General features: G+C 38.2%; 20 protein-coding genes and 1 pseudogene. 17 read left to right on the forward strand and 4 right to left on the reverse strand.

Translation table 11 applies throughout. The annotated features are described in order from the left end of the window. Nucleotides 1-317 precede the first annotated feature (317 nt). From sapR to IGJ49_RS02890, 4 genes are all read left to right on the forward strand, one after another. Nucleotides 318-992: a two-component system response regulator SapR gene (gene sapR / locus IGJ49_RS02875; RefSeq protein ID WP_010736206.1), complete on the forward strand. Its 675-nt coding sequence runs from the start codon at nucleotides 318-320 to the stop codon at nucleotides 990-992. Nucleotides 993-1,009: 17 nt separating this feature from the next. Then, entirely contained in the window at nucleotides 1,010-2,035 is a 1,026-nt protein-coding gene (sapS, locus tag IGJ49_RS02880; RefSeq protein WP_010736205.1) for a two-component system sensor histidine kinase SapS, read from the forward strand. A gap of 331 nt (nucleotides 2,036-2,366) precedes the next feature. Continuing rightward, complete coding sequence (locus IGJ49_RS02885) at nucleotides 2,367-3,233, forward strand: GRP family sugar transporter (RefSeq protein ID WP_019724165.1); 867 nt, start codon at nucleotides 2,367-2,369, stop codon at nucleotides 3,231-3,233. A 43-nt stretch (nucleotides 3,234-3,276) separates the two neighbouring features. Continuing rightward, nucleotides 3,277-4,656: an APC family permease gene (locus IGJ49_RS02890; protein ID WP_438722338.1), complete on the forward strand. Its 1,380-nt coding sequence runs from the start codon at nucleotides 3,277-3,279 to the stop codon at nucleotides 4,654-4,656. A 64-nt stretch (nucleotides 4,657-4,720) separates the two neighbouring features. On the opposite strand, the gene IGJ49_RS02895 is transcribed toward IGJ49_RS02890, so the two are convergent. Further along, nucleotides 4,721-5,920, reverse strand: coding sequence for a toxic anion resistance protein (locus IGJ49_RS02895; RefSeq protein ID WP_438722340.1), 1,200 nt, complete (start codon nucleotides 5,918-5,920; stop codon nucleotides 4,721-4,723). A gap of 89 nt (nucleotides 5,921-6,009) precedes the next feature. Continuing rightward, complete coding sequence (locus tag IGJ49_RS02900; protein WP_023519185.1) at nucleotides 6,010-6,666, reverse strand: 5-bromo-4-chloroindolyl phosphate hydrolysis family protein; 657 nt, start codon at nucleotides 6,664-6,666, stop codon at nucleotides 6,010-6,012. A gap of 217 nt (nucleotides 6,667-6,883) precedes the next feature. Between IGJ49_RS02900 and IGJ49_RS02905 the strand changes: the two genes are divergently transcribed. The 7 genes from IGJ49_RS02905 to IGJ49_RS02935 all read left to right on the forward strand — a co-directional run bounded on the left by IGJ49_RS02905 (nucleotide 6,884) and on the right by IGJ49_RS02935 (nucleotide 11,368). After that, on the forward strand, nucleotides 6,884-7,447 hold the full coding sequence (locus IGJ49_RS02905) for an NUDIX hydrolase (RefSeq protein WP_438722342.1): 564 nt from the start codon (nucleotides 6,884-6,886) through the stop codon (nucleotides 7,445-7,447). A 12-nt stretch (nucleotides 7,448-7,459) separates the two neighbouring features. Beyond that, nucleotides 7,460-7,744 carry a cell wall synthase accessory phosphoprotein MacP gene (gene macP / locus IGJ49_RS02910; RefSeq protein ID WP_438722344.1) on the forward strand — a complete coding sequence of 95 codons (285 nt, stop codon included), beginning with the start codon at nucleotides 7,460-7,462 and terminating at the stop codon, nucleotides 7,742-7,744. Nucleotides 7,745-7,761: 17 nt separating this feature from the next. Next, complete coding sequence (locus IGJ49_RS02915) at nucleotides 7,762-8,454, forward strand: 5'-methylthioadenosine/adenosylhomocysteine nucleosidase (protein WP_438722346.1); 693 nt, start codon at nucleotides 7,762-7,764, stop codon at nucleotides 8,452-8,454. A 12-nt stretch (nucleotides 8,455-8,466) separates the two neighbouring features. After that, nucleotides 8,467-9,018, forward strand: a complete 552-nt coding sequence (locus IGJ49_RS02920; protein ID WP_438722348.1) for a cysteine hydrolase family protein — start codon at nucleotides 8,467-8,469, stop codon at nucleotides 9,016-9,018. 150 nt (nucleotides 9,019-9,168) lie between these two features. Beyond that, complete coding sequence (locus IGJ49_RS02925; RefSeq protein ID WP_010736195.1) at nucleotides 9,169-9,456, forward strand: hypothetical protein; 288 nt, start codon at nucleotides 9,169-9,171, stop codon at nucleotides 9,454-9,456. A 1,573-nt stretch (nucleotides 9,457-11,029) separates the two neighbouring features. Continuing rightward, nucleotides 11,030-11,116: a putative holin-like toxin gene (locus IGJ49_RS02930; RefSeq protein WP_410779225.1), complete on the forward strand. Its 87-nt coding sequence runs from the start codon at nucleotides 11,030-11,032 to the stop codon at nucleotides 11,114-11,116. A 156-nt stretch (nucleotides 11,117-11,272) separates the two neighbouring features. Further along, nucleotides 11,273-11,368, forward strand: a complete 96-nt coding sequence (locus IGJ49_RS02935) for a putative holin-like toxin (protein ID WP_353629272.1) — start codon at nucleotides 11,273-11,275, stop codon at nucleotides 11,366-11,368. Between the two features lie 188 nt (nucleotides 11,369-11,556). On the opposite strand, the gene IGJ49_RS02940 is transcribed toward IGJ49_RS02935, so the two are convergent. Beyond that, complete coding sequence (locus IGJ49_RS02940) at nucleotides 11,557-13,464, reverse strand: M13 family metallopeptidase (protein WP_010736193.1); 1,908 nt, start codon at nucleotides 13,462-13,464, stop codon at nucleotides 11,557-11,559. Between the two features lie 237 nt (nucleotides 13,465-13,701). On the opposite strand from IGJ49_RS02940, the gene IGJ49_RS02945 reads away from it, so the two are divergent. The 4 genes from IGJ49_RS02945 to IGJ49_RS02960 all read left to right on the forward strand — a co-directional run bounded on the left by IGJ49_RS02945 (nucleotide 13,702) and on the right by IGJ49_RS02960 (nucleotide 17,334). Next, on the forward strand, nucleotides 13,702-14,556 hold the full coding sequence (locus IGJ49_RS02945) for a dihydrolipoamide dehydrogenase (RefSeq protein WP_153830468.1): 855 nt from the start codon (nucleotides 13,702-13,704) through the stop codon (nucleotides 14,554-14,556). Nucleotides 14,557-14,633: 77 nt separating this feature from the next. Next, nucleotides 14,634-15,614, forward strand: a complete 981-nt coding sequence (locus IGJ49_RS02950) for a ribose-phosphate diphosphokinase (RefSeq protein ID WP_010736191.1) — start codon at nucleotides 14,634-14,636, stop codon at nucleotides 15,612-15,614. Nucleotides 15,615-15,780: 166 nt separating this feature from the next. Continuing rightward, nucleotides 15,781-16,911: a cysteine desulfurase family protein gene (locus IGJ49_RS02955; RefSeq protein ID WP_023519192.1), complete on the forward strand. Its 1,131-nt coding sequence runs from the start codon at nucleotides 15,781-15,783 to the stop codon at nucleotides 16,909-16,911. A gap of 75 nt (nucleotides 16,912-16,986) precedes the next feature. Next, nucleotides 16,987-17,334: a DUF1831 domain-containing protein gene (locus tag IGJ49_RS02960; protein ID WP_010736189.1), complete on the forward strand. Its 348-nt coding sequence runs from the start codon at nucleotides 16,987-16,989 to the stop codon at nucleotides 17,332-17,334. Between the two features lie 142 nt (nucleotides 17,335-17,476). On the opposite strand, the pseudogene IGJ49_RS02965 reads toward IGJ49_RS02960, so the two are convergent. Next, nucleotides 17,477-18,256, reverse strand: a pseudogene (locus tag IGJ49_RS02965) (hypothetical protein). A 169-nt stretch (nucleotides 18,257-18,425) separates the two neighbouring features. Between IGJ49_RS02965 and IGJ49_RS02970 the strand changes: the two are divergent. Together IGJ49_RS02970 and IGJ49_RS02975 are read left to right on the forward strand one after the other, a co-directional pair. Next, a complete protein-coding gene (locus IGJ49_RS02970) occupies nucleotides 18,426-19,619 on the forward strand; it encodes an MFS transporter (RefSeq protein ID WP_438722352.1) in 1,194 nt (397 codons plus the stop codon). Nucleotides 19,620-19,711: 92 nt separating this feature from the next. Further along, nucleotides 19,712-20,320: a metallophosphoesterase gene (locus IGJ49_RS02975; RefSeq protein WP_065096115.1), complete on the forward strand. Its 609-nt coding sequence runs from the start codon at nucleotides 19,712-19,714 to the stop codon at nucleotides 20,318-20,320. Nucleotides 20,321-20,322 lie beyond the last annotated feature (2 nt).

The following is a 20,322-nucleotide window of genomic DNA, read 5'->3' on the forward strand; positions in this document are numbered from 1 at the left end:
ACGCTCTAGATATTATAGTTATTTTATAAACGTTGATTTATCAATGTTTTATTCTGTGAGAATGACTTCGTTAAAAGAAAATATTAGGAATAGCTCAATGAAATATTTTTGTTTATAAATGATAACTATTGATAATTTCCAATTGTATTCTCATTTTTGTTAACAGAAAGTAAGTAACGAGAAAGAAGAGCTGGTCACATCAAAGAACGATTGTTTTTAAGTCTCAGGTCAAAACGCTTCTTTCACGACCTATTGTTACTTGTAGAATGTTTGCTTCTTTGATATGGTTAGTACAAGAAAAACATCGGAGGTATATCATGGCTAAAATTATGGTAGTGGAAGATGAAGAGATCATTCGTCAGCTGATTATGGAAGAGTTGGAGAAATGGCAATTTGAAACCTATGGAACGTCAGATTTCAATCAGGTTTTTGCTGATTTTGAGAAAGAAGAACCACAACTTGTTCTTTTAGATATCAATTTACCAGTGTTTGATGGTTATTATTGGTGCCAGAAAATACGAGAAATTTCCAAAGTCCCAATCATTTTTATTTCAAGTCGTAATACGAATATGGACATGATCATGGCGATGAACATGGGGGCAGACGATTTTGTGACGAAGCCGTTTCAAATCGATGTCTTGATTGCTAAAATCAATGCTTTGTTGCGTCGTTCATATAATTATGGTGAGTTGTCGAGTGAAATGATGACCCATAATGGAATCACGTTGAACGTCGATAATGGCAGTATGGAGATTAATGGTGAAATGATCGATTTGAGTAAGAATGAGTATCGCTTGTTGTTTATTTTAATGAAGCAACACGGGAAAATTTTGACTCGTGAAAAATTGTTGCGTGCGTTGTGGGATGATGAACGGTTTGTCGATGACAATACACTGACGGTCAACATCAATCGCTTACGTCGTAAAATCGAACAGGCAGGGATCACCGATTATATCGAAACAAAAGTCGGCCAGGGGTATATTGTTCCCTGAAAGGATGAAATACAACTATGAACTTTTTTAAGTATTTGAAAGATCAATGGTCGCTGATCGTCGGTTGGATATTTTTTATTTTATTGACGATTTTTGTGATGTGGTTAGCCCCTAATATAACGGTCGATTGGGCCACGATTGCTTACTTAACATTGATCGAAGGTGTTTTCTTAATCTTTTTTTTACTTGTCTGTTACTTGAGTAAACGTCGGTGGTGGGCAAAATTGGCAAATCTACAAAAAAATTCTCCCTTGCAAAATTATTTAGATGGTGGACATACAGAGGAAGAGAAGTTGATAGAAGACTATATCAATCAACTGATACGTGAACATCAGGAAGTGATGCAAGAAGCCATCACGAACCAGCAAGATCAAAAAGATTATATCGACTCATGGGTCCATGAAATCAAAGTACCCGTAGCGGCTTCAGAATTATTAGTACGATCGATCGAGTTTGATATCGATGATCAAAAATATACATTGTTAGAAAATGAGTTGTCTAAAATCGATGAGTATGTGGAACAAGTATTGTATTATGCGCGCTTGGATAGTTTTTCAAGAGACTACTTGATCCAAGAATACAGTATCAAGAGTATCATCCAACCCGTCATTCGTAGCCAAGCAAATTATTTTATCCAAAAGAAAATACGTTATGAAGTGATAGGTGAAGATCAAACGATTTTGACTGATTCCAAATGGGTGGCTTTTATTTTCAAACAGATTCTTAGTAATGCCATTAAGTATACGCCGGATGAAGGCGAGATCAAACTATTGATCGAGAAGACGACAAAAGGCGTAAAATTTTCTGTCAAAGATTCAGGCATCGGTATACCGAAAGAAGATGTTGGACGGATTTTTGACAAAGGCTTTACAGGGGCGAATGGCCGTCTGAGCAAAACCCACTCTACTGGTCTAGGATTATACCTCGCTAAAAATCTTGCGGAAAAATTAGGGATTTCTCTCACTGTTGACTCGATCGAAGGAGAAGGGACGACTATGTCTTTGTTTTTCCCTATCTTGAGTTTTTACCAAGAAGAACGCTAAAAAAATGGGATTGCGACATGTTCACGCGTATTTCTGAAGGAACTACCGGTTGAACATGGTCTAATTTGGTTGTGATAGAAGTGTGTTGACCTTAGATGATGATTGGAAAAGTTTTAATATAGTTATACATCAGCTGTTGCCCCGAAAGTAGAAGAATTTTCGAGGTAACGGTTGATTTTGTTTATGATTTATTAGTGACTGATTGAACTTCATAGAATCGTCAAGGAAGTTAAGTTAGAAAAAAGTGAGAAATAAAAAATAACTCTTGTGTTGTTAACGTTTTCGTTGATATGTTCTATAACATGTGACATTTAAAAGAAGGAGAATGTTTATGGAATTATTAATCGCATTAGTCCCAATGGTCGCGTGGGGAAGTATTGGTTTAGTCAGTGGAAAGATCGGTGGCGATGCCAATCAACAAACATTAGGAATGACGATCGGTGCATTTCTTTTTTCACTCGTTGCTTTTTTCATCGTTAATCCAACGATCACGCCATGGATCACATTGATTGGATTTTTATCTGGTCTAGCGTGGAGTGTCGGACAAAATGGGCAGTTTCATGGGATGAAATTCATGGGAGTATCTGTAGGATTGCCGTTATCCACTGGTTTTCAATTAATTTTGAATACGATTGCGGGCGCTGTCTTTTTCCATGAATGGACACAAACAAAAGATTACGTTTATGGTATTTTAGCGCTGATTCTTCTTGTAAGCGGTGCGTATTTGACTGCTCGACAAGATGATGAAGGAAAAGTCGATACAGATAATAAAATGCTTGATTTTGGTAAAGGATTCAGAGCATTGATCTATTCTACTTTAGGTTATGGTGTCTATACGATCATCGTCAACTGGGCGAATTTAGATGCGATGTCGATTATTTTACCGCAAAGTATCGGTATGATCTTAGGGGCAAGTTTCTTTGCTTTCCGAAAAGTAAAAGTTGATCAATATGTTTGGAAAAATATGGCGAGTGGATTGCTATGGGGAATCGGTAACGTATGTATGCTATTGACCGTTAAGTCATTAGGACTAGCAGTCGGTTTCTCTCTTTCTCAAATGGGGATCATCATTTCAACTCTAGGTGGTATTTTTATCTTAGGGGAGAAAAAGACAAAAAAAGAGCTTATATTTGTAATTGTAGGTTGCCTTTTAGTTATTTTTGGTGGTATCCTTTTAGGGTATATGAAAACAGCGTAAAGCTGTTTTTTTATATACTCAAAAATCAGGGGGAGGGAATTTAATGGATTTGTTTCGTAAGAAAGAAATCAGTCTCAATCATACGAGTGAGATGAAGAAAGAACTAAAAATATCCGATTTGATCATGCTTGGCATTGGCGCGATCATCGGTACAGGTATATTTGTCGTAACAGGAGTGGCAGCAAACCAAAATGCAGGTCCGGCACTATCATTATCGTTTGTTTTAGCAGCGATCGTTGTGATTTTATCTGGTCTAAGCTTTGCAGAATTTGCTTCGCGGGTACCAGTGATTGGCGGACCATATGCGTATCTATACGTCGTATTCGGTGAATTTGCCGCTTGGTTGACTGGATGGTTATTGATCGGTGAGTTCTTATTGGCCGTTTCATCCGTTGCATCAGGTTGGTCCGGTTATGTACAAGGGTTTATTGAAAGTCTTGGTTTTGGCTTACCAACGGCGCTAACAGGTGGATATAATCCAGCCAATGGTACATACATCGACTTAATTGCGGTGCTTGTTGTGATTTTCGTCACATACATTGTTTCTTTGGAAGCGAAGAAAGCGTTACGATTGAACAACATGATGGTTTATGTGAAATTTGGAATCATTGCATTATTTATTATTGTAGGAATCTTTTTTGTTAAACCAGAGAATTGGCAACCATTCACACCATTTGGCTTTGAAGGTGTCCTAGATGGCGCAGCATTAGTTTTCTTCGCATTCTTAGGATTCGATGCGGTAGCGATGGCTGCGGAGGAAGTAAAAAATCCTCAAAAAGATGTACCACGTGGAATCATTGGCTCGATCTTGATCGCAACCGTGTTGTACATCATCGTGACATTGATTTTAACAGGGATCGTGCCTTATACAGAATTAGGTGTGAATGATCCTGTGGCATTCGCGATGCGTTATGTAGGACATGGTACAGTAGGAGCGATCATCGCCGTTGGCGCGATCTTGACCTTATTGACTGTGACGATCTCCATGATGTATTCATTAGCTAGGTTATTATTTGCAGTAAGTAAAGATGGCTTGTTACCACAGTTCATGACAGAAATCGACAAGAAACATCGCACACCGAAGAAAGCGACGTATGCAGCAGGTATCGCCGCATTATTCTTCGCAGGATTCTTCCCATTGAATATCTTGGCAGAGTTGACGAACATCATGGCATTGGCTTATCTAATGTTAGTTAGTCTAGGCTTACTGAAATTACGTAAAATGTTTGGCAAACCAAAAGCAGGCGAGTTCAAAGTACCATTGGTACCAATTTTACCAATCATTTCGATCTTATCTTGTCTAGTCTTGATGTCACGTTTACAAGCGGTGACCTGGTTAGTCTTTGGGATTACGATGGTGATCGGCCTAGTGATTTACTTTGGCTATGGTTACAAACACAGTAAGATGAATACCGAAAAATAAAAAGATAAACAAAAAACCTTGTATCAAGCAGCATTGCTGATACAAGGTTTTTTCATTCTATTTGTTATTGCGTTAAATCGAGTAATTTTTGTTTCAAGTCTTCTTCCATATGGCCAAGTTCGACTTCTGCATGACGACGTTTTTCTTTTCCTTCTTGTTGGATACGAAGTGTTTCTTGGATCGTTTCGATCAAATCATTTTGTGTGGTTTGCAATGTTTCGATATCCACGATGCCACGTTCATTTTCTTTAGCAGTTTCGATGGCAGAGATTTTCAACATTTCTGAGTTTTTCTTCAATAAATCATTGGTTGTTTCAGAAACTTGTCGTTGTGCTGTAACTGCATCTTTTTGTCGAAGCAAGGTCAATGCGATAACCACTTGGTTTTTCCATAATGGGATGGCTGTAGCAATCGATGCTTGGATCTTTTCTGCCAATGCTTGGTTTGTATTTTGGATCAAACGGATCTGTGGCGCTTGTTGGATCGTGATCTGTCTGGCTAAGCGTAGATCATGAGTGCGCTTGTCTAGGCGATCAAGAAACTGTGTATAATCATTGGCGATCTGTACATCCATTTGATCCCCTGTTTCTTCTGCTTTTCGCATGGCTTCTGGAATGATCTTTGTCTGTAATTCTTCCATTTTTAATTCGCCAGCAGCGATATAAATGTTCAACGCATCAAAATAATCTTTATTTTTTTGATAAAGTTGTTCTAACATCAGATTGTCTTTTAATAGGCCATCTTTTTCTTTGTCTAATTTGACTGAGATCTTGTCGATTTGCGCACCGATTTTTTGGTATTTGGCAGTGACTTCATAAATCGATTGTTTGACTTTACCGAATACGCGTTGGAAAATATTTCCTTCTTCTGCACGTAATTCATCTGGATTTGCTTCTTGAAGGCGGTACATCAGTTCAGTCAATGAATCACCGACTGGTCCGATATCTTGTGCTTGCACGTGATTCAACATCGACTGTGAGAACTCACCTAATTTTGTTTGAGCAGCTGAACCGTAGCTGATGACCGATTGAGAATCAGTGACATCGATTTTTTCAGCCAATTGTTTGGCTTGTTCTTGTCTTTCAGCAGGTAATTTATCAATCAGCCGAGCAGCAGTTTGCTGTTCTTGAAGTGCATTGATTTCATTTTGTTGTGTTTGAGTCAATTTATCGACGGGTGTCGAAAAAGGATTATTCAATAAATCTTCTAAAGTATCATTTACAGGGGTTACTTCGTGTTTTGGTTCATGTGGATTATTTTCCATTAAAATTCCTCCTTATCGATTAAGCTAGAAAAAGTACCCGAAACAATCAGACGATGTCTAAGTGTTCCGAGTCCAAGAAATAAACGTGCTTATTCTTCTGGTACATCTTTATTATCACGCTTTAAGCTTTGTTTCGCAACAGATATCTCTACATCGATATCTTCCAAATCTTCCGAAACGAAATCTTGATAGTCTTTCGCGACTAATGAAGCAAGTTGATCAATGATCTGGGTACTTTCTTCCAGTTTTTGATAGGTCTGTTTGTTTTTGATCTCGTGTTCATTGATCTCAATATATTTGTTTGTCAAATCCACTAGGTTTGGCAAGTGGGTGTAAAGGAACTGACTCGCATCGTGCAATCGAGTGGGTTCTTTTACGAGTTCTTTGAACAAACCTTTTGCTGCTTTTACCGGTTCGTGACGAAGATCGATCGCTTTAAGCTTTGCCGTTTCGTACATATTTTTTTCTAGTTGTTCGATTTCATTTTTTGTTTGATTCATCGTTTCTCTAAAAAAAGAGATTTCACTCGGTGTCATGCCGTTTTCGCTATAATGGGTCGCTAATTTGTCAGATAGATTTGGTAAAGCTGTTTTGTCCTTAGGTTTTTTACGAAAACCAAAAAGCCCCCAAATCAGCAAAACTGCGCCAATTAACAAGATCATTGATATGATCGATACATCATTATAACTGAAGAACAGTATCACTAAGAGTAAACCTACGATCCATTTCCAATTCTTTTTAATCATCCTAAAAACCTCCGTGTATATTCATTGTCCACTCTGCTCATCTACTTCTTTATTTTAGCACAACCTTCTTAATAATTAGTATCGGACTAAAGGTGGATTTTATGAGTTTATAGAATTTCTAAGGTTTGGATATGGTAAACTAAGTAAGAAATCAAAAAGAAAATTGAAAAAAACAAAAAAAGTAGTTATTATAGGACAAAAGAAAGCAGGGGAAAAGATGCTTGAATATGAACAGTTTGAAGAGAAAACGATCCAACGAAAAGAAATTTATCATGGAGCGATCATTGATGTCGCTGTGGATGATGTTCGCTTACCAGATGGAAATATCGGGAAGCGTGAATTAGTCTTTCACCCCGGTGGTGTAGGAATCATTGCTTTTGATGAAAAGGATCGTCTACTATTAGTCAAACAATTCCGCAAACCTTTAGAGAAAGTGATCCTCGAAATACCAGCTGGTAAAATTGATCCAGGAGAAAAACAAGCGCCTGAGATCACTGCTGCTAGAGAATTAGAAGAAGAAACTGGATACCGCGCAGAGCGTTTGGATCATTTGACTTCTATGTATTTGTCACCAGGATTTGCGAATGAACTCCTGCGTATCTATCATGCAGTAAATATCGAAAAAGTGGAACAGCCTCTCGCACAAGATGAGGACGAAGTATTGGAACTTTATGCGTTGACTTTAGCAGAAGCAAAACAAGCGATGTCAGATCAAGTCATTTGCGATGCAAAAACGATTTATGCGATTCAATACTGGGAATCAATGAACAAAGGAAAGTAGAGGGATCGATTGATGGTCAAAGGACCGCTAGTCACACGTAGCGAAATCCGTAAACGACAGCAAGAACAAGCACAAGAATCATTAAAAAAACAAAGAAAAGCGGAAGCTACGTACAAACAAGAAGAAAAAAAGATCGCGAGTTTTTATCGTAAAGAACAAAAGAAAAATAAGCCAATCATGAAAACAAGAGCAGGCGAACGAGAAAAAACACGTAAATGGAATGCTGTTTTGATGAAAGGCTTGGTTATAGTCATTTTATTGTTAGCCATCGTTTTTCTGGCAGTTGCATTTATATAGAAAGAAGGAACAACTAAATGAAAATTGGAATCATCGGAGCAATGGAAGAAGAAGTAAAAATTTTAAGAGAGCAACTAGGACAACCCTTATCATGGGAAAGAGCAGGCGCTCTGTTTATCTCAGGTTCATTAGGCAACCATGAAGTCATCGTTGTACGTTCAGGTATCGGGAAAGTCTTAGCATCGATCACAACAAGCTTATTGATCCAACAATATGGTGTAAACATGGTCATCAATACAGGATCAGCTGGTGGCATTGGTGAAGGTCTACGTGTAGGGGATGTAGTGATCTCTGACAAAGTTGCCTATTTTGATGCAGATGTTACAGGGTTCGGTTACAAGCCAGGACAATTACCAGGTATGCCTCTTTATTATGAAGCAAGCACGTATTTACGTTCAGAAATGAAAAGAGCCGCAGAAGCAACCAACTTGAATGTAAAAGAAGGCTTGATCGTCACAGGAGATACATTTGTTAATTCGCCAGTCAAAGTCCAAGAGATCTTAGGAAATTTCCCTGAAGCACTTGCTTGTGAGATGGAAGGGGCTGCAGTCGGTCAAACGGCACAACAATTCAATATTCCTTTCTTGATCGTGCGAGCAATGAGTGATACTGCGGACCATTCAGCGACACAAAGCTTTGACGAATTCATCGAAGAAGCAGGGAAACGTTCAGCTGAAATGGTGATTGAATTTGTCAAACATCTTGTATAAGGAGTGAACCGAATGAAAGCATTGATTTCGATTGATTACACCTATGATTTTGTGGCAGACGATGGGAAATTGACGACTGGAAAGAGCGGTCAGGCAATTGAACCAGCTTTAACGAAGTATACAAAAAAGTTTATTGATGAGAAAGAATTTGTCGTATTTGCGATCGATGCACATGATCCCGAAGATGCTTTTCATCCGGAAAACCAATTGTTTCCACCACATAATGTAGTCGGAACGAGTGGCCGCGATCTGTATGGTTCATTGCAAGAGATTTATGCGGAACATCAAACACAAGCCAATGTTTATTGGATCGATAAACGTCACTATTCTGCATTCAGTGGAACAGATCTTGACATTCGTTTACGGGAACGTGGGATTACAGAGATTTATTTGACAGGTGTTTGTACAGATATCTGTGTCTTGCATACAGCAGTCGATGCCTATACCCTAGGCTATCAATTATTTATTTACGAAGATGCAGTTGCCAGCTTTGATCCAATCGGACATGACTGGGCATTGAAACATTTTCAAACAGCCCTTGGTGCGGAGATCATTAAGGGATAAAAAGAGTGAATAAAGTGGATAAAGGCGTTTATATCGTACTTTATCCACTATTTCTATTGGTCATTAACTGAAACAAAGAGAAATAGATACATACAAATTGATCAATGTGGTGTGCATAAAGTCGTTTCTACGTGAAGGGAAGGAATCGGTATGAGAAAAGGGAAAGCAAATTTGGGTTTTTTAGGTTTACTGGGAATTTTAGGGTTTTTAGGATATTTACCAAATCTCTCAGGGTTATTTTCGCTCTTTGCATTATTTTCTTTGTTTGGCTTTTTTTTGGATAACAAAAAATGGGGAAGGTTTGAAAGATTTTTTTACGAAAGAAAGAGTTTTAACCAGAAGTATCTTACTGAAAATTATAATTTTTTCACTGTTATTAGCATATATTCTAACTATAAAACTGGGAGAGTTACAAGCGTTCGTCACTATATTTATTAGTATGTTTTTTTCTCTGTTAATTGTTTTAAATTCATATCTGAGCAGAGACTAGTAGGAGTAGTGTCTGCTGATCGGTGAAGAAAGTGTAAAATCATACATAAATTCAAATTAAAAATATCAAAAAGAAATATGAAATAAGCTGAAAAAGGCTCTTCGACAAGTAGTGTTTCTATTTCTACCATTAAGGGGAGTAGAAATGAATCTGGCGACTGAACCCGTCAGCAGTACTTGCAAGTTTGGTAGTAGGTTGTGATTAAGAATATTCCTTTGAATACCATAAGTTAAATAATTGTTATTTGCGAAACTTTTAGAGTATTAATGATAATAAAAGCCAGCTTTGAAATATACTAATCTTGTAGTAGAAATAGATTTGTTTGCATTCTTTACTGCTCTCTCATTTGGGGAAGTAGTTTCTTTTTGAGGTATTTTTGGAATAACTACAAAAGGTTTTAGTACTGAAGATGCTATTGCTAGAGGATTGGACACAAGTGGAAATGGTTGGATTGGATGATAGGTTGGTGAACCAAGCAATGTTTCACAGACTGTTTATTACGTAAGGTACATGAAATAAAACAATGTAAGTAAGGTGAAATAATGAAAAAACTGGATTCCCGATATATCGTGGGTGTATTTCTTTTATTGTTTGTTTTAAGAGGAATCTTAGAATTTATTTGGAAAGGAAATTATTCATTTACTCTCGATGAAATTTATTTTAGAGTCCCGATTGTTGTTGGTGTTGTGATTGGATTGGATTGGATTGGTACCAATTCATAAAGGCTGGGGTACATTTAAATCTCTTTTTTTCATCTTTTTGAGTGATTATTTACTGAAAAAATCATTTGATCTTTTAGGATTAGAAAAAATAACTTTTACACTAGTACCTTATCTTATTATCTTAGGAGTCCTTTTAATTATTTTTTTTTGCTAGATTGATTATAAAAAACAAAAAAGGGGTTTCCCTACACTAAAAGAAGATCAGATAAAAAGGGGTTGTGACAGAAGTGTTCAGCCTTATTTTCGAAGAGGTTAATTCTGTTCCTACCCTTAGGTGGTGGAAGGGTACTAATGTATCACTCCTTTTTTGGTGTTTATTTATTAATGAGGAATGGAAGAATATAACAAATAAGAAGAATCGGTAATTTTCCATTATTTTCAGATTCAGACTTCTGTTTGTGGTTGATAGGAGAAGTGAGTGCAAGTTTCTAAGCTCACTTCAGCTGATTAAGTAGGAGATTATCTATAAAAATGAGCTAAATATAACAGAGCTTTTTTCGATTGGAGAAATGCACAAACTTTTGAAAATAGAGGTGGGTGGAAAAAACCAGGAAACCCACCTGAAAAACTGAACACCGCTGAAAGTCAGTTAAGTCAAATTGTGGGAGTAACCACCACTCGAGAATCAGAGTCAAAGATTGGTATAGAGATAAAATGAAAAAAGACTGTTTATCGAAGAAATCACTGTAAATAATATGATATAATTTTGAGGTAGAGAAGTGAAAAGATGGTGGCTAATCTCTTGAAAAAGGGGTGATGCCTATGGTTCATAGCTTTATCCCTAGAAGGGGGTAGGCAAGTGTCAAGTTTTGAAGCAATGCAACTGATGATCGCTTTTGCGACGTTAGTTTTGCTGATTATTGACCATAAAGACCAAAAAAAGTAACCATCTAATCCACTTTGGCGAGTAATTAGATGGTTAGAATATCAAACTAATAAAAGCTGCCGTCTTTTTAACGGTTCTACAAATGAGCTATGTTAGCGCATAGCTCATTTTGTTAATCATAGTATAGCAAAATAATTTTACCCCTGCAAATATGAAATAGACAAGTGTCGATTTTTTGAAGCAATGCAATTGATGATCGCTTTCGCAATGTTAGTTTTGCTGATTATTAACTATAAGACGTTAATACAATGAAATATAACTTTAAAAATAAGAGTATAAAGCAAACATTTTGGTGTGTCTGCTCTATACTCTTTTGACTTGTTATTTAACTAAGGTTAGCTTTTGGAACATCGTTTATTTGAATTTAAATCAGAAACAAAAATGAATTTGCAAATGAATTTATTTTTTTGCCCCATACGCCTAGTTTGTTAGGGAATTATTTACCAAATATGCACACGTTCTTCAGGTGCTAGATACATTGGATCTTCTTCAGTGATCGCAAATGTTTCATAAAACTCTGCTAAGTTTTGTGGCTGGATATTCGCCCGAAGTTTCGCAGGTGCATGAACATCGATTTGTAAAAGTAATTGTTGGTATTCTTTTTTCGCTTTTGTACGCCAGATTGTCGCCCAATTCATGAAGAAATCGGCTGCTGAATAATCGTCTTCTGTCATTGCAGCTTCTAGTGCGCAACTTAATCCGCCAGCATCTGCAATATTTTCAGAAACGGTTAGTTTTCCATTGACTGTGCCATCAGCAAAAGGTACACCGTCAAACTGTTCGATCATGGCTTGCGCTTTTTCTTGGAAATGAGCGAAGTCTTCTTCTGTCCACCAGTTATTCAAGTTACCGAACTCATCAAATTTCGCCCCGTTGTTGTCAAACGCATGGGAAATCTCATGGGCAATGACTGCACCGATTCCGCCGAAGTTTGCCGAGCTAGATTGTTCCAAACTATAAAATGGTGCTTGTAAAATCGCAGCTGGGAAAACGATCACGTTTCGGAATGGATGATAGTACGCATTGACTGTATCCGCGCTCATTTCCCATTCATCACGATCAACAGGCTTGTTCCATTTACTGAAACGGTCTTTTAGGGTTAGATGACTAAAGTTCAACGCATTTGAAAGCAAGGTTCCACCTTCATTTGCGGGAACTGTTTGGAACGCATCGAACAAGGCAGGGATTTTATCAGGGTAACCGACTTGGATGCCTAATTTGTTCAATTTCACAATTGCTTTTTCTCGTGTCGCATCACTTAACCATTCATTCGTTTCGAGTCGTTTTTGGTAAACATTGATCATTTTCTTGACCATTTTTTCGACATCTTTTTTCGCTGCTTCGCCAAAATACTTGTTACCGTAGTAATCGCCCAACACATGATCAAACTGTCCAGAAGCAAGGTAGTAAGCTGCTTTCTTTTGTGGCATTGCTTCATCGGTTCCTGATAAAGTCCGAGAGAAGATCCCACTGACTTGACGGAAATCTTCAGATAGATAACTGCTTAGTGAACGCACCGTTTTTACGATCATCCAGCTTTTAAGTAGTCGGAAATGTGGTGTCGTCAAAAGTTCAGCTAAATGTTCAAAGTAGACAGGGTCAGTAACGATCACTTGGTCTGGACGTGTGCCGATCAAGCCAGTAGTCAAGGTAGTTAAGTCAAGAGCATCGGTATATGCCGTAAATTCATTAAAGGCACGTGGATTGTACATTTGGCTATAATCTGCATTTTCTTCCGCGCTTTTAACATGGGGCGCAATCAATTTATCGAATTGGATCGCTTGTTCGACGATTGCTTCTGCCTGACTTCTTTCTCTGCCTGTCATTTCTAAAAGTTGGACCATCATATCAAAAAAGACGGACAATAATTGAGCACCATTTGGATGTTCTGCTTCATAATAAGTTTTATCTGGTAAAAATAAAGAGGGTGGTGAAGCGAAAAAGGCATTGACTTGCGCATTTTTCATATCTGCATCCACATCTAAGACAACAGGCAACGGTAAGCTGTCCAATGTCCATTCGGGAAATTGCTGATTTAATTCGTCAAAGGAAGTGAGTTGCTCGATCCTTTCGAGGATTGGTTGTAAAGGTGTAGCACCTAATTGATCTCTATATTCATAATCATTTGCTAGTTGATAATATGCAAGGAAGTGACGCATTTTATCAGATGTAACTTTTGTTGGATCAGCTAACATCTCATCTGTATCTCGCATCATTAGTTGATCAATGCCATCAACTAAATCCTGAAACCCACCAGTTGCTGGCTTATCGGCAGGAATTGTTGCTGTTTTTAACCATTCTTCATTTACTGCTTCAAAAAAATCTTGTTTCAAACGTTCTTGGTTCATTGAATCATCGCTCCTTTTTAGTTCCGTGTGCCCATTATCTAACAAAAAAGCAGAATAAACAAATGGAATGTAAAATCTATTTCAAAGCGACAAATTTTGTAATCGGTTTCTTTTGTAAGCAAGCTCTAAAAATCATTTTACATACGAATCAGGAAAAATGTTCAAAACGCGCAATCAACCATTAGTCGATCTGATTTATTTTTTTAGGACTATCCCTTATAATGTAGGTGGAGGTGATTGATTCTGAGTAAAGTAAGTGGGAAATGGCAAGAAATCACGCTCGATGGCAAAACAGAGCGAATCAGTGAGTTTCGTCTGCTAAAGAGAAGACGGGAGAACGAATACTATTTAGCAGTGATTTTTGAAAATGAGAGTTATTTGATCGTTGATCCTCATGGAAAACCAGTCGAATTTATTACAGCGGTAAACGCCTATTCAACAAGCATTGCAACATCCACTATGTGGCAAGAAGCCAGTATAAATGCAGAAGGAATTGACGATGAGCTGATCGATAAACTTCTGGCAAAGTGGGCGCAACAAGCGCCAACGACTTATTTAGTTGATTGTTGGGTAGGCTTGCCAGAGCAACGTTTCTTGACTTATAAAAAGTGGCGAACAACGTCTGGTTATCTTTGTGGCACTTATGCGGCAGCAGTGTTACTTGCCTACTATCAAGATTATCGTATGCCGAATCTGATTCCTTCAGATATTCGCCGAAAAGATTCCCGCGATGCGAAAGAATTGATCCAAAAACTGCGTAAAACGATCCAACCTTTAGGCTTGCCCACTGTACCTATCCAAGTAAGTACAGGGATCTCAGCCTTTTTTAGAACACAACAACAACCGATTTATGCCAGAAGTACAGTAGTCGGTTCTTGGCAACGAGCAACAAAGCGGATTCGCGAAGGAAAACCTGTGATGATCGGTATTTTAAGATTGCTAGGCAGTACCTACGGCAATCATTGGGTCACTGCTTATGCTTACTATGAATCAGCTTCTGGTGAGCGTTATTATAAAGTCCATGATAATTGGGGAAACACAAATAAAGTGATTCCTGCAAGTTGGGGAAATGGAACAGTCTCACTTCCTTGATTATTTTCAGAAAATACCAGAAATACGGAACGAAATATGTTAAACTATCGAAGAATAGAGAAGTTTGGGAGGATGTCATGAGTAAAAAGTATCAGGACGACACGTTGAAAATCTTTAGTTTGAATGGGAATCGACCGTTAGCAGAAAAAATCGCCAAAGTATTTGGAACAGAGTTAGGGAAAAGTGTAGTCAAACAATTTAGTGATGGAGAAATTTCAATCAACATTGAAGAAAGTATCCGTGGCGACCATGTCTACATCGTTCAATCGACGAATGCACCAGTCAATGATTACTACATGGAATTATTGATCATGATCGATGCGATGAAACGTGCAAGTGCCAAAACGATCAATGTGGTGTTGCCTTATTATGGTTATGCGAGACAAGACCGTACAGCGAAGCCCCATGAACCAATTACAGCAAAATTGATTGCGAACATGCTTGAAGAAGCAGGAGCGACTCGTGTATTGACCTTAGATCTGCATACGGTGCAAGTACAAGGATTCTTTGATATTCCAGTAGATAACTTATTTACAATGCCATTATTTGCGCATTATTACCGTGAACTTGGTCTGGTCGGCGATGACATTGTCGTTGTTTCACCAAAGAACAGTGGTGTCCAACGCGCGCGTAGCTTATCAGAGTACTTGAATAGTACGTTAGCGATCGTTGATCATGCGGACGAAGAAGTCGAAGGGACAGCAGCAAGTTACGTGATCGGGAATGTTCAAGGAAAAACGTGTATCCTGGTTGATGATATTTTAAATACTGGATTGACATTCGCTCGAGCAGCCAAAGTCTTGAAAGAAAATGGCGCCAAAGATATCTATGTTTGTGCTTCCCACGGCTTGTTGTCAGAGCCTGCAAAAGAGATCTTGGACGAAGCACCAATCAAAGATATCTGTATCACTGATTCTGTGTATACACCAGAAGACCGTCACCCAGAAAAATTGACGATCGTCACTTGTTCAAACTTGATGGGTGAAGCCGTCAAGCGTATCCATGAAAACACGCCAATGAGCCCACTGTTCCGTTTGGAAGAGAAGAGCTTTAGATAAAAATGAAACACCATAAAATGACAGAATTTAGGTCATTTTATGGTGTTTTTTGCTAGGAACTTGGACATATCTACTAAAAAATCCTCTTTTTGCCTAAGTTTATTTTTGGTAACTGGCTATTTCTATGCTAGAATGTGCCTAGTTCTATTTGAAAGGGATGAATACATTGGGCAATATTTATTTAGATCATGCAGCGACGACGCCGATGCATCCGTTGGTAATCAAAGAAATGATGGATATCATGGAAGGGACATTTGGCAATCCTTCGAGCATTCATGGATTTGGTCGGATGGCTCATGAAAAATTAGAAAATGCTAGACAAATCGTGGCAGATAGTTTGCACGCCCGCCCGCATGAGATTATTTTTAACAGTGGCGGAACGGAAGGTGATAATACTGCGATTCTTGAAACAGCATTCTCACGTCAAAATGAAGGGAAACATCTAATCACTACAGTTATTGAACATCCAGCAGTCTTGAATACGATGAAGTATCTTGAAAACAAGGGTTTTGAGGTTACATATCTACCAGTTGACCAAAAAGGAAATATCTCGATCGCTGACTTCCGCTCGGCTTTAAGAGAAGACACGATTCTAGTCTCGATCATGTACGGGAACAATGAAATCGGTAATTTATTACCAATCAAAGAAATCGGTGAAATTTTACGAGAACATCCAGCCTATTTCCATACGGATGCTGTTCAAGCTTATGGTAATCAAACGATTCATCCTCAAGAGTTAGGAATCGATCTTTTGAGCATATCTGGTCATAAAATCAATGGACCGAAAGGAATCGGTTTTTTATATAAAAGAGATGGCGTAAATATCCCACCTTTGCTTTTAGGGGGAGAACAAGAAGAAAAACGCCGTGCCGGTACAGAAAACTTAGCGGGGATCTGTGGATTAGCGAAAGCGGTAGAAATATTAACACTTGAAGAAAGAGAAGCACGTAATAAAAAATACTTGGACTTCCAACAACTGATTTTAGATAAATTGACAGAAAATGAGATTGAATATGCAATCAATGGGGATTTGACGAATAAATTACCTCATGTACTGAATTTACGTATTCCAGGGATCGTCAACGATCTATTGTTGATGAAATTGGATCTACAAGGCTTTGCGATCTCGATCGGTTCGGCATGTACTGCTGGAAATATCGAACCTTCTCATGTACTAGAAGCCATGTATGGAAAAGGAACACCATTCTTGAAAGAATCCATCCGCATCAGTTTTGGCTATGGGAATACAGAAGAAGAAGTCCAACGATTTGCTGATGGTTTAGTCAAAGCAATCTAAGCGCTAAAAAACCTAGTAAAACGAGTTAGAAACTTTTATAATAAAGAGGAAACTAAACTTACTGAGGTGAAAAAGATGGCATTTGAACAAACAGCGTCCGTACTCGGTTCTCCAGTTAGCTACCGTTTACATCCAGATGCAAAAAGATACACATTACGCGACAATGGCTTTACAGAAACAAATGGCGGGAACTATCAATTGATACGTCCGCTTGATGCAACACCACAAAGCAAAGAGGGTTTTAAATTAAAAATCACGGTTGCAAAAGACATCAAGACAATGAAGATGTCGATCACGACAGCCAATGGCTTGCGTGCAGTCGATATTTTTAAAGATCCAAAGCAAAAAATGAGTCAAGATAAGTTTTATTTCTTGATGGATAGCATGATCAGTCGTGGACTATTTGAAAAAGTAGAAGGCTAAGTACTCATGTGAAACAATAAAGAAAAACAAAAAAGTACCTAAACACTAGAAAAACAAGTGCATGTATCGTCTTCATGTGACAGCGAGCATGCGTAACTGTCCTTCCTAGCGCTTGGGTACTTTTTTATTTATCGGTCAATGATCATTCAACTTTTGACCATTCATCTAATGTTTTTCCTTGGGCATCTTTTAGTTCTAACCAACTATTTGTTCCGCCATAATACAGTAATAGGCTAGCTTCATTCACACTTTTGACGATGATGTCCTCCACAACTTTCCCATCTTTGATCTGCTCTTGGTAGTCAGCCCGCATCTTATCTCCATATTTCGCGGCATAACTAACCGAACCATCTTTATTCAAAGGGGCATCAAGTAATAACGTAGCGCCAGCTTTGATCAACATCTCATTGCGACTGATCCAGTAAAGTGTTGCCTTGCTACCACGAAATTCCACAGTAAAAGGAATCTCGCTGATTTGTTTCGTCCACCGATGACGCGCTTTGGCAGGTTTCTTTTTCGTTGCAGCAAGCGGAGCAAATCCGTAGCCAAACGTTGATAACACAGTCATTACTTTTTCGATCGTCGGGGCTAATTTTTTGGTTGCTTCAACTGGGATTTTTTTTTTGAAATCTTTGTCTTATTCTAATGTTAGACCAGCTTCGGTGGCTTGATTATTCATTAGATACATAAAATAATCTGCTTCAAGATCCCATGGTAAATGGATAGTGATGACTTGGTCAAAGGATTTTGGGCGGATCTTTGTACCAATTGCCAGACACTTTTTGTCTAAGTAATAAAGATAAAAGGAATTTTCTATTTCTTTTACTGGCTTTGAACAAATAGAGAGTTGGATTTGTTCTTCCTCTAATTGGATCTGTGTTTCAGAAGCAGTGATCGTTGTGTGAAAACTAACCTTAGTCATAGGTGTATCCTCCCGTTTTTTTCTACAGTGTACCATGTTTTTCAAGCAATAATAAAATAATCATAATTATAAAAAAATATAAGACAAATGAATGGTAAAATACAGAAAGAATACAAAATTAGGAGGCGTTATGCAGAAATACTAGAAAAAGAATATTAATTTATTTTTGATGGGACAATTTTTATCAGGAATCACAAGTATGGTTGTTCAATATGCTATTATTTGGTATTTGACGCAAGAAACAGGTTCTGCGACTATTTTAAGTTTTGCCACATTATTAGGAATGCTGCCGATGGTTCTATTAAGTCCATTTGTTGGGCCACTGATCGATCGCTGGGATAAGAAAAAATTATTGATTTATACGGATATCATTGTTGCGATCTTTGCACTTATTTTATCCATTGTAGGAACAGTGATGTCGACCTTTCCGCTCTGGTTAGTGTTTGTCTCTTTATTTATTCGTTCGGTCGCACAGACATTCCAAATGCCGACGATCCAATCAATTTTACCAACAATGGTTCCAGAAGAAGAATTAACAAGGATCAATGGGCGATTGGGTATGGTGCAATCAGCGAATTATATCGTTGCTCCTGGATTAGGTGCTTTTTTATTTGCTGCGGTACCAATGAATGCTTTGATTCTTTTGGATGTATTAGGTGCCATTCTTGGTGTAGGATTGTTGATTCTTGTGGTAATTCCCAAGATGGACATCCAAGGAGAAACGGTTCATTTGTTAGCGGATACTAAATTTGGAGTAAAGAAACTATATGAGAAGCGAGGGTTATGGCATATCATGCTCAATGGGGCAGTTTTCATGCTGTTGTTCATGCCTGCCGCAAGCTTATATCCACTGATGACCATGGGTTATTTTAATGGCACAGTTGGACAAGCGGGATTGATCGAAGTCATTTACGCCGTTGGGATGTTAGTCGGAGGCGCAGTCATTGGTTTTTCTGGTCATTTTAAGAATCGAATGCAGCTAGTGATCATCTCTTATATCGTTTTAGGGGTATCCGTCACAGCAAGTGGTTTATTGCCAGCAACCTCACAAGGATTTATTTACTTTGTTCTGTTGAATGCCATTGCCGGTTTGGCTACGCCTTACTACAATACATTAGTCATGGCGATGATCCAACAAAGTTTTGAGCCAAGCATTTTAGGAAGGGTGTTGGGTGTGTTCAATTCACTGATGTCTCTGTCTGGTCCAATCGGTTTGATCTTTGCTGGACCACTAGCAGATGCTCTTGGCGTGGAGAAATTGTTTGTGATTGCTGGTGTCGGTACATTACTTTGCGCAATTGCACTGTACCTGGTTCCTTCAGCCAGAAACTACGATTTAGAATTACAAAGTAAACATAGCTAAGACAAAGCAATAAATTTCTTTTTTAAAGATAGGCATTGATTGCCTATTTTTTTGTTTTCACATACGATATTTATAAAGGAGAGTGAGCTTAGATGAATTATTTTATCAGTGATATGCATTTTTTCCATGAACGGTTGCTCGGTAATAGTGATTTTTCGCCACGACCATTTAAAAATATTGCCCACATGCACCATCAATTAATCACTAGTTGGAATGCAGTCGTAAAGGAATCCGACCATGTTTATCATCTAGGGGACCTCGCGATGCACCCTAAGTATGAAAAAGGTAGCGCAGAAATTCTTTCCTTAGTCAAAGAACTGAATGGCACGATCCACTTTATCAAAGGGAATCATGACAGTAGGGCCTTTTTCAACTACTTGGAACGACATGATCCGTGGAAAAAGGAAGGAAAGCAAAAGTTTCACTTTTATGATGTAGGTGTCATCATAAAATTCAATCACCAACAATACTATCTGACCCATTATCCATTGTTGCTCGGAGGCAATGATAAAATACGCAATCTTCATGGACATATCCATCACTACAGCGTACCCATCGGCAACGACGTCAATGTAGGCGTAGATGCGCCAGAGCGAGAATTATTAAAAGCAAAACGCCCGTTTGGCACGCCACTTTCGGAAGCAGAGATTGAAGAAATCTATGAAGCCAAGTTTCAAGAGCTACAAAAAATCCAACGCTAAAC

The sequence above is a fragment of the Enterococcus sp. AZ171 genome, from assembly GCF_051714005.1.
GTDB classification, from domain to species: Bacteria; Bacillota; Bacilli; order Lactobacillales; family Enterococcaceae; genus Enterococcus_B; species Enterococcus_B pernyi.

Bases quoted from the DNA above. Each gene is read 5' to 3' on its own strand.
- IGJ49_RS02900 (WP_023519185.1), bottom strand. From the start codon at position 6,666: ATGATTAAAAAGAATTGGAAATGGATCGTAGGTTTACTCTTAGTGATA.
- sapS (WP_010736205.1), top strand. From the start codon at position 1,010: ATGAACTTTTTTAAGTATTTGAAAGATCAATGGTCGCTGATCGTCGGT.
- IGJ49_RS02890 (WP_438722338.1), top strand. From the start codon at position 3,277: ATGGATTTGTTTCGTAAGAAAGAAATCAGTCTCAATCATACGAGTGAG.
- IGJ49_RS02950 (WP_010736191.1), top strand. From the start codon at position 14,634: ATGAGTAAAAAGTATCAGGACGACACGTTGAAAATCTTTAGTTTGAAT.
- IGJ49_RS02895 (WP_438722340.1), bottom strand. From the start codon at position 5,920: ATGGAAAATAATCCACATGAACCAAAACACGAAGTAACCCCTGTAAAT.
- sapR (WP_010736206.1), top strand. From the start codon at position 318: ATGGCTAAAATTATGGTAGTGGAAGATGAAGAGATCATTCGTCAGCTG.
- IGJ49_RS02925 (WP_010736195.1), top strand. From the start codon at position 9,169: ATGAGAAAAGGGAAAGCAAATTTGGGTTTTTTAGGTTTACTGGGAATT.
- IGJ49_RS02885 (WP_019724165.1), top strand. From the start codon at position 2,367: ATGGAATTATTAATCGCATTAGTCCCAATGGTCGCGTGGGGAAGTATT.
- IGJ49_RS02940 (WP_010736193.1), bottom strand. From the start codon at position 13,464: ATGAACCAAGAACGTTTGAAACAAGATTTTTTTGAAGCAGTAAATGAA.
- IGJ49_RS02915 (WP_438722346.1), top strand. From the start codon at position 7,762: ATGAAAATTGGAATCATCGGAGCAATGGAAGAAGAAGTAAAAATTTTA.
- IGJ49_RS02960 (WP_010736189.1), top strand. From the start codon at position 16,987: ATGGCATTTGAACAAACAGCGTCCGTACTCGGTTCTCCAGTTAGCTAC.
- IGJ49_RS02920 (WP_438722348.1), top strand. From the start codon at position 8,467: ATGAAAGCATTGATTTCGATTGATTACACCTATGATTTTGTGGCAGAC.
- IGJ49_RS02970 (WP_438722352.1), top strand. From the start codon at position 18,426: ATGGGACAATTTTTATCAGGAATCACAAGTATGGTTGTTCAATATGCT.
- IGJ49_RS02975 (WP_065096115.1), top strand. From the start codon at position 19,712: ATGAATTATTTTATCAGTGATATGCATTTTTTCCATGAACGGTTGCTC.
- IGJ49_RS02905 (WP_438722342.1), top strand. From the start codon at position 6,884: ATGCTTGAATATGAACAGTTTGAAGAGAAAACGATCCAACGAAAAGAA.
- macP (WP_438722344.1), top strand. From the start codon at position 7,460: ATGGTCAAAGGACCGCTAGTCACACGTAGCGAAATCCGTAAACGACAG.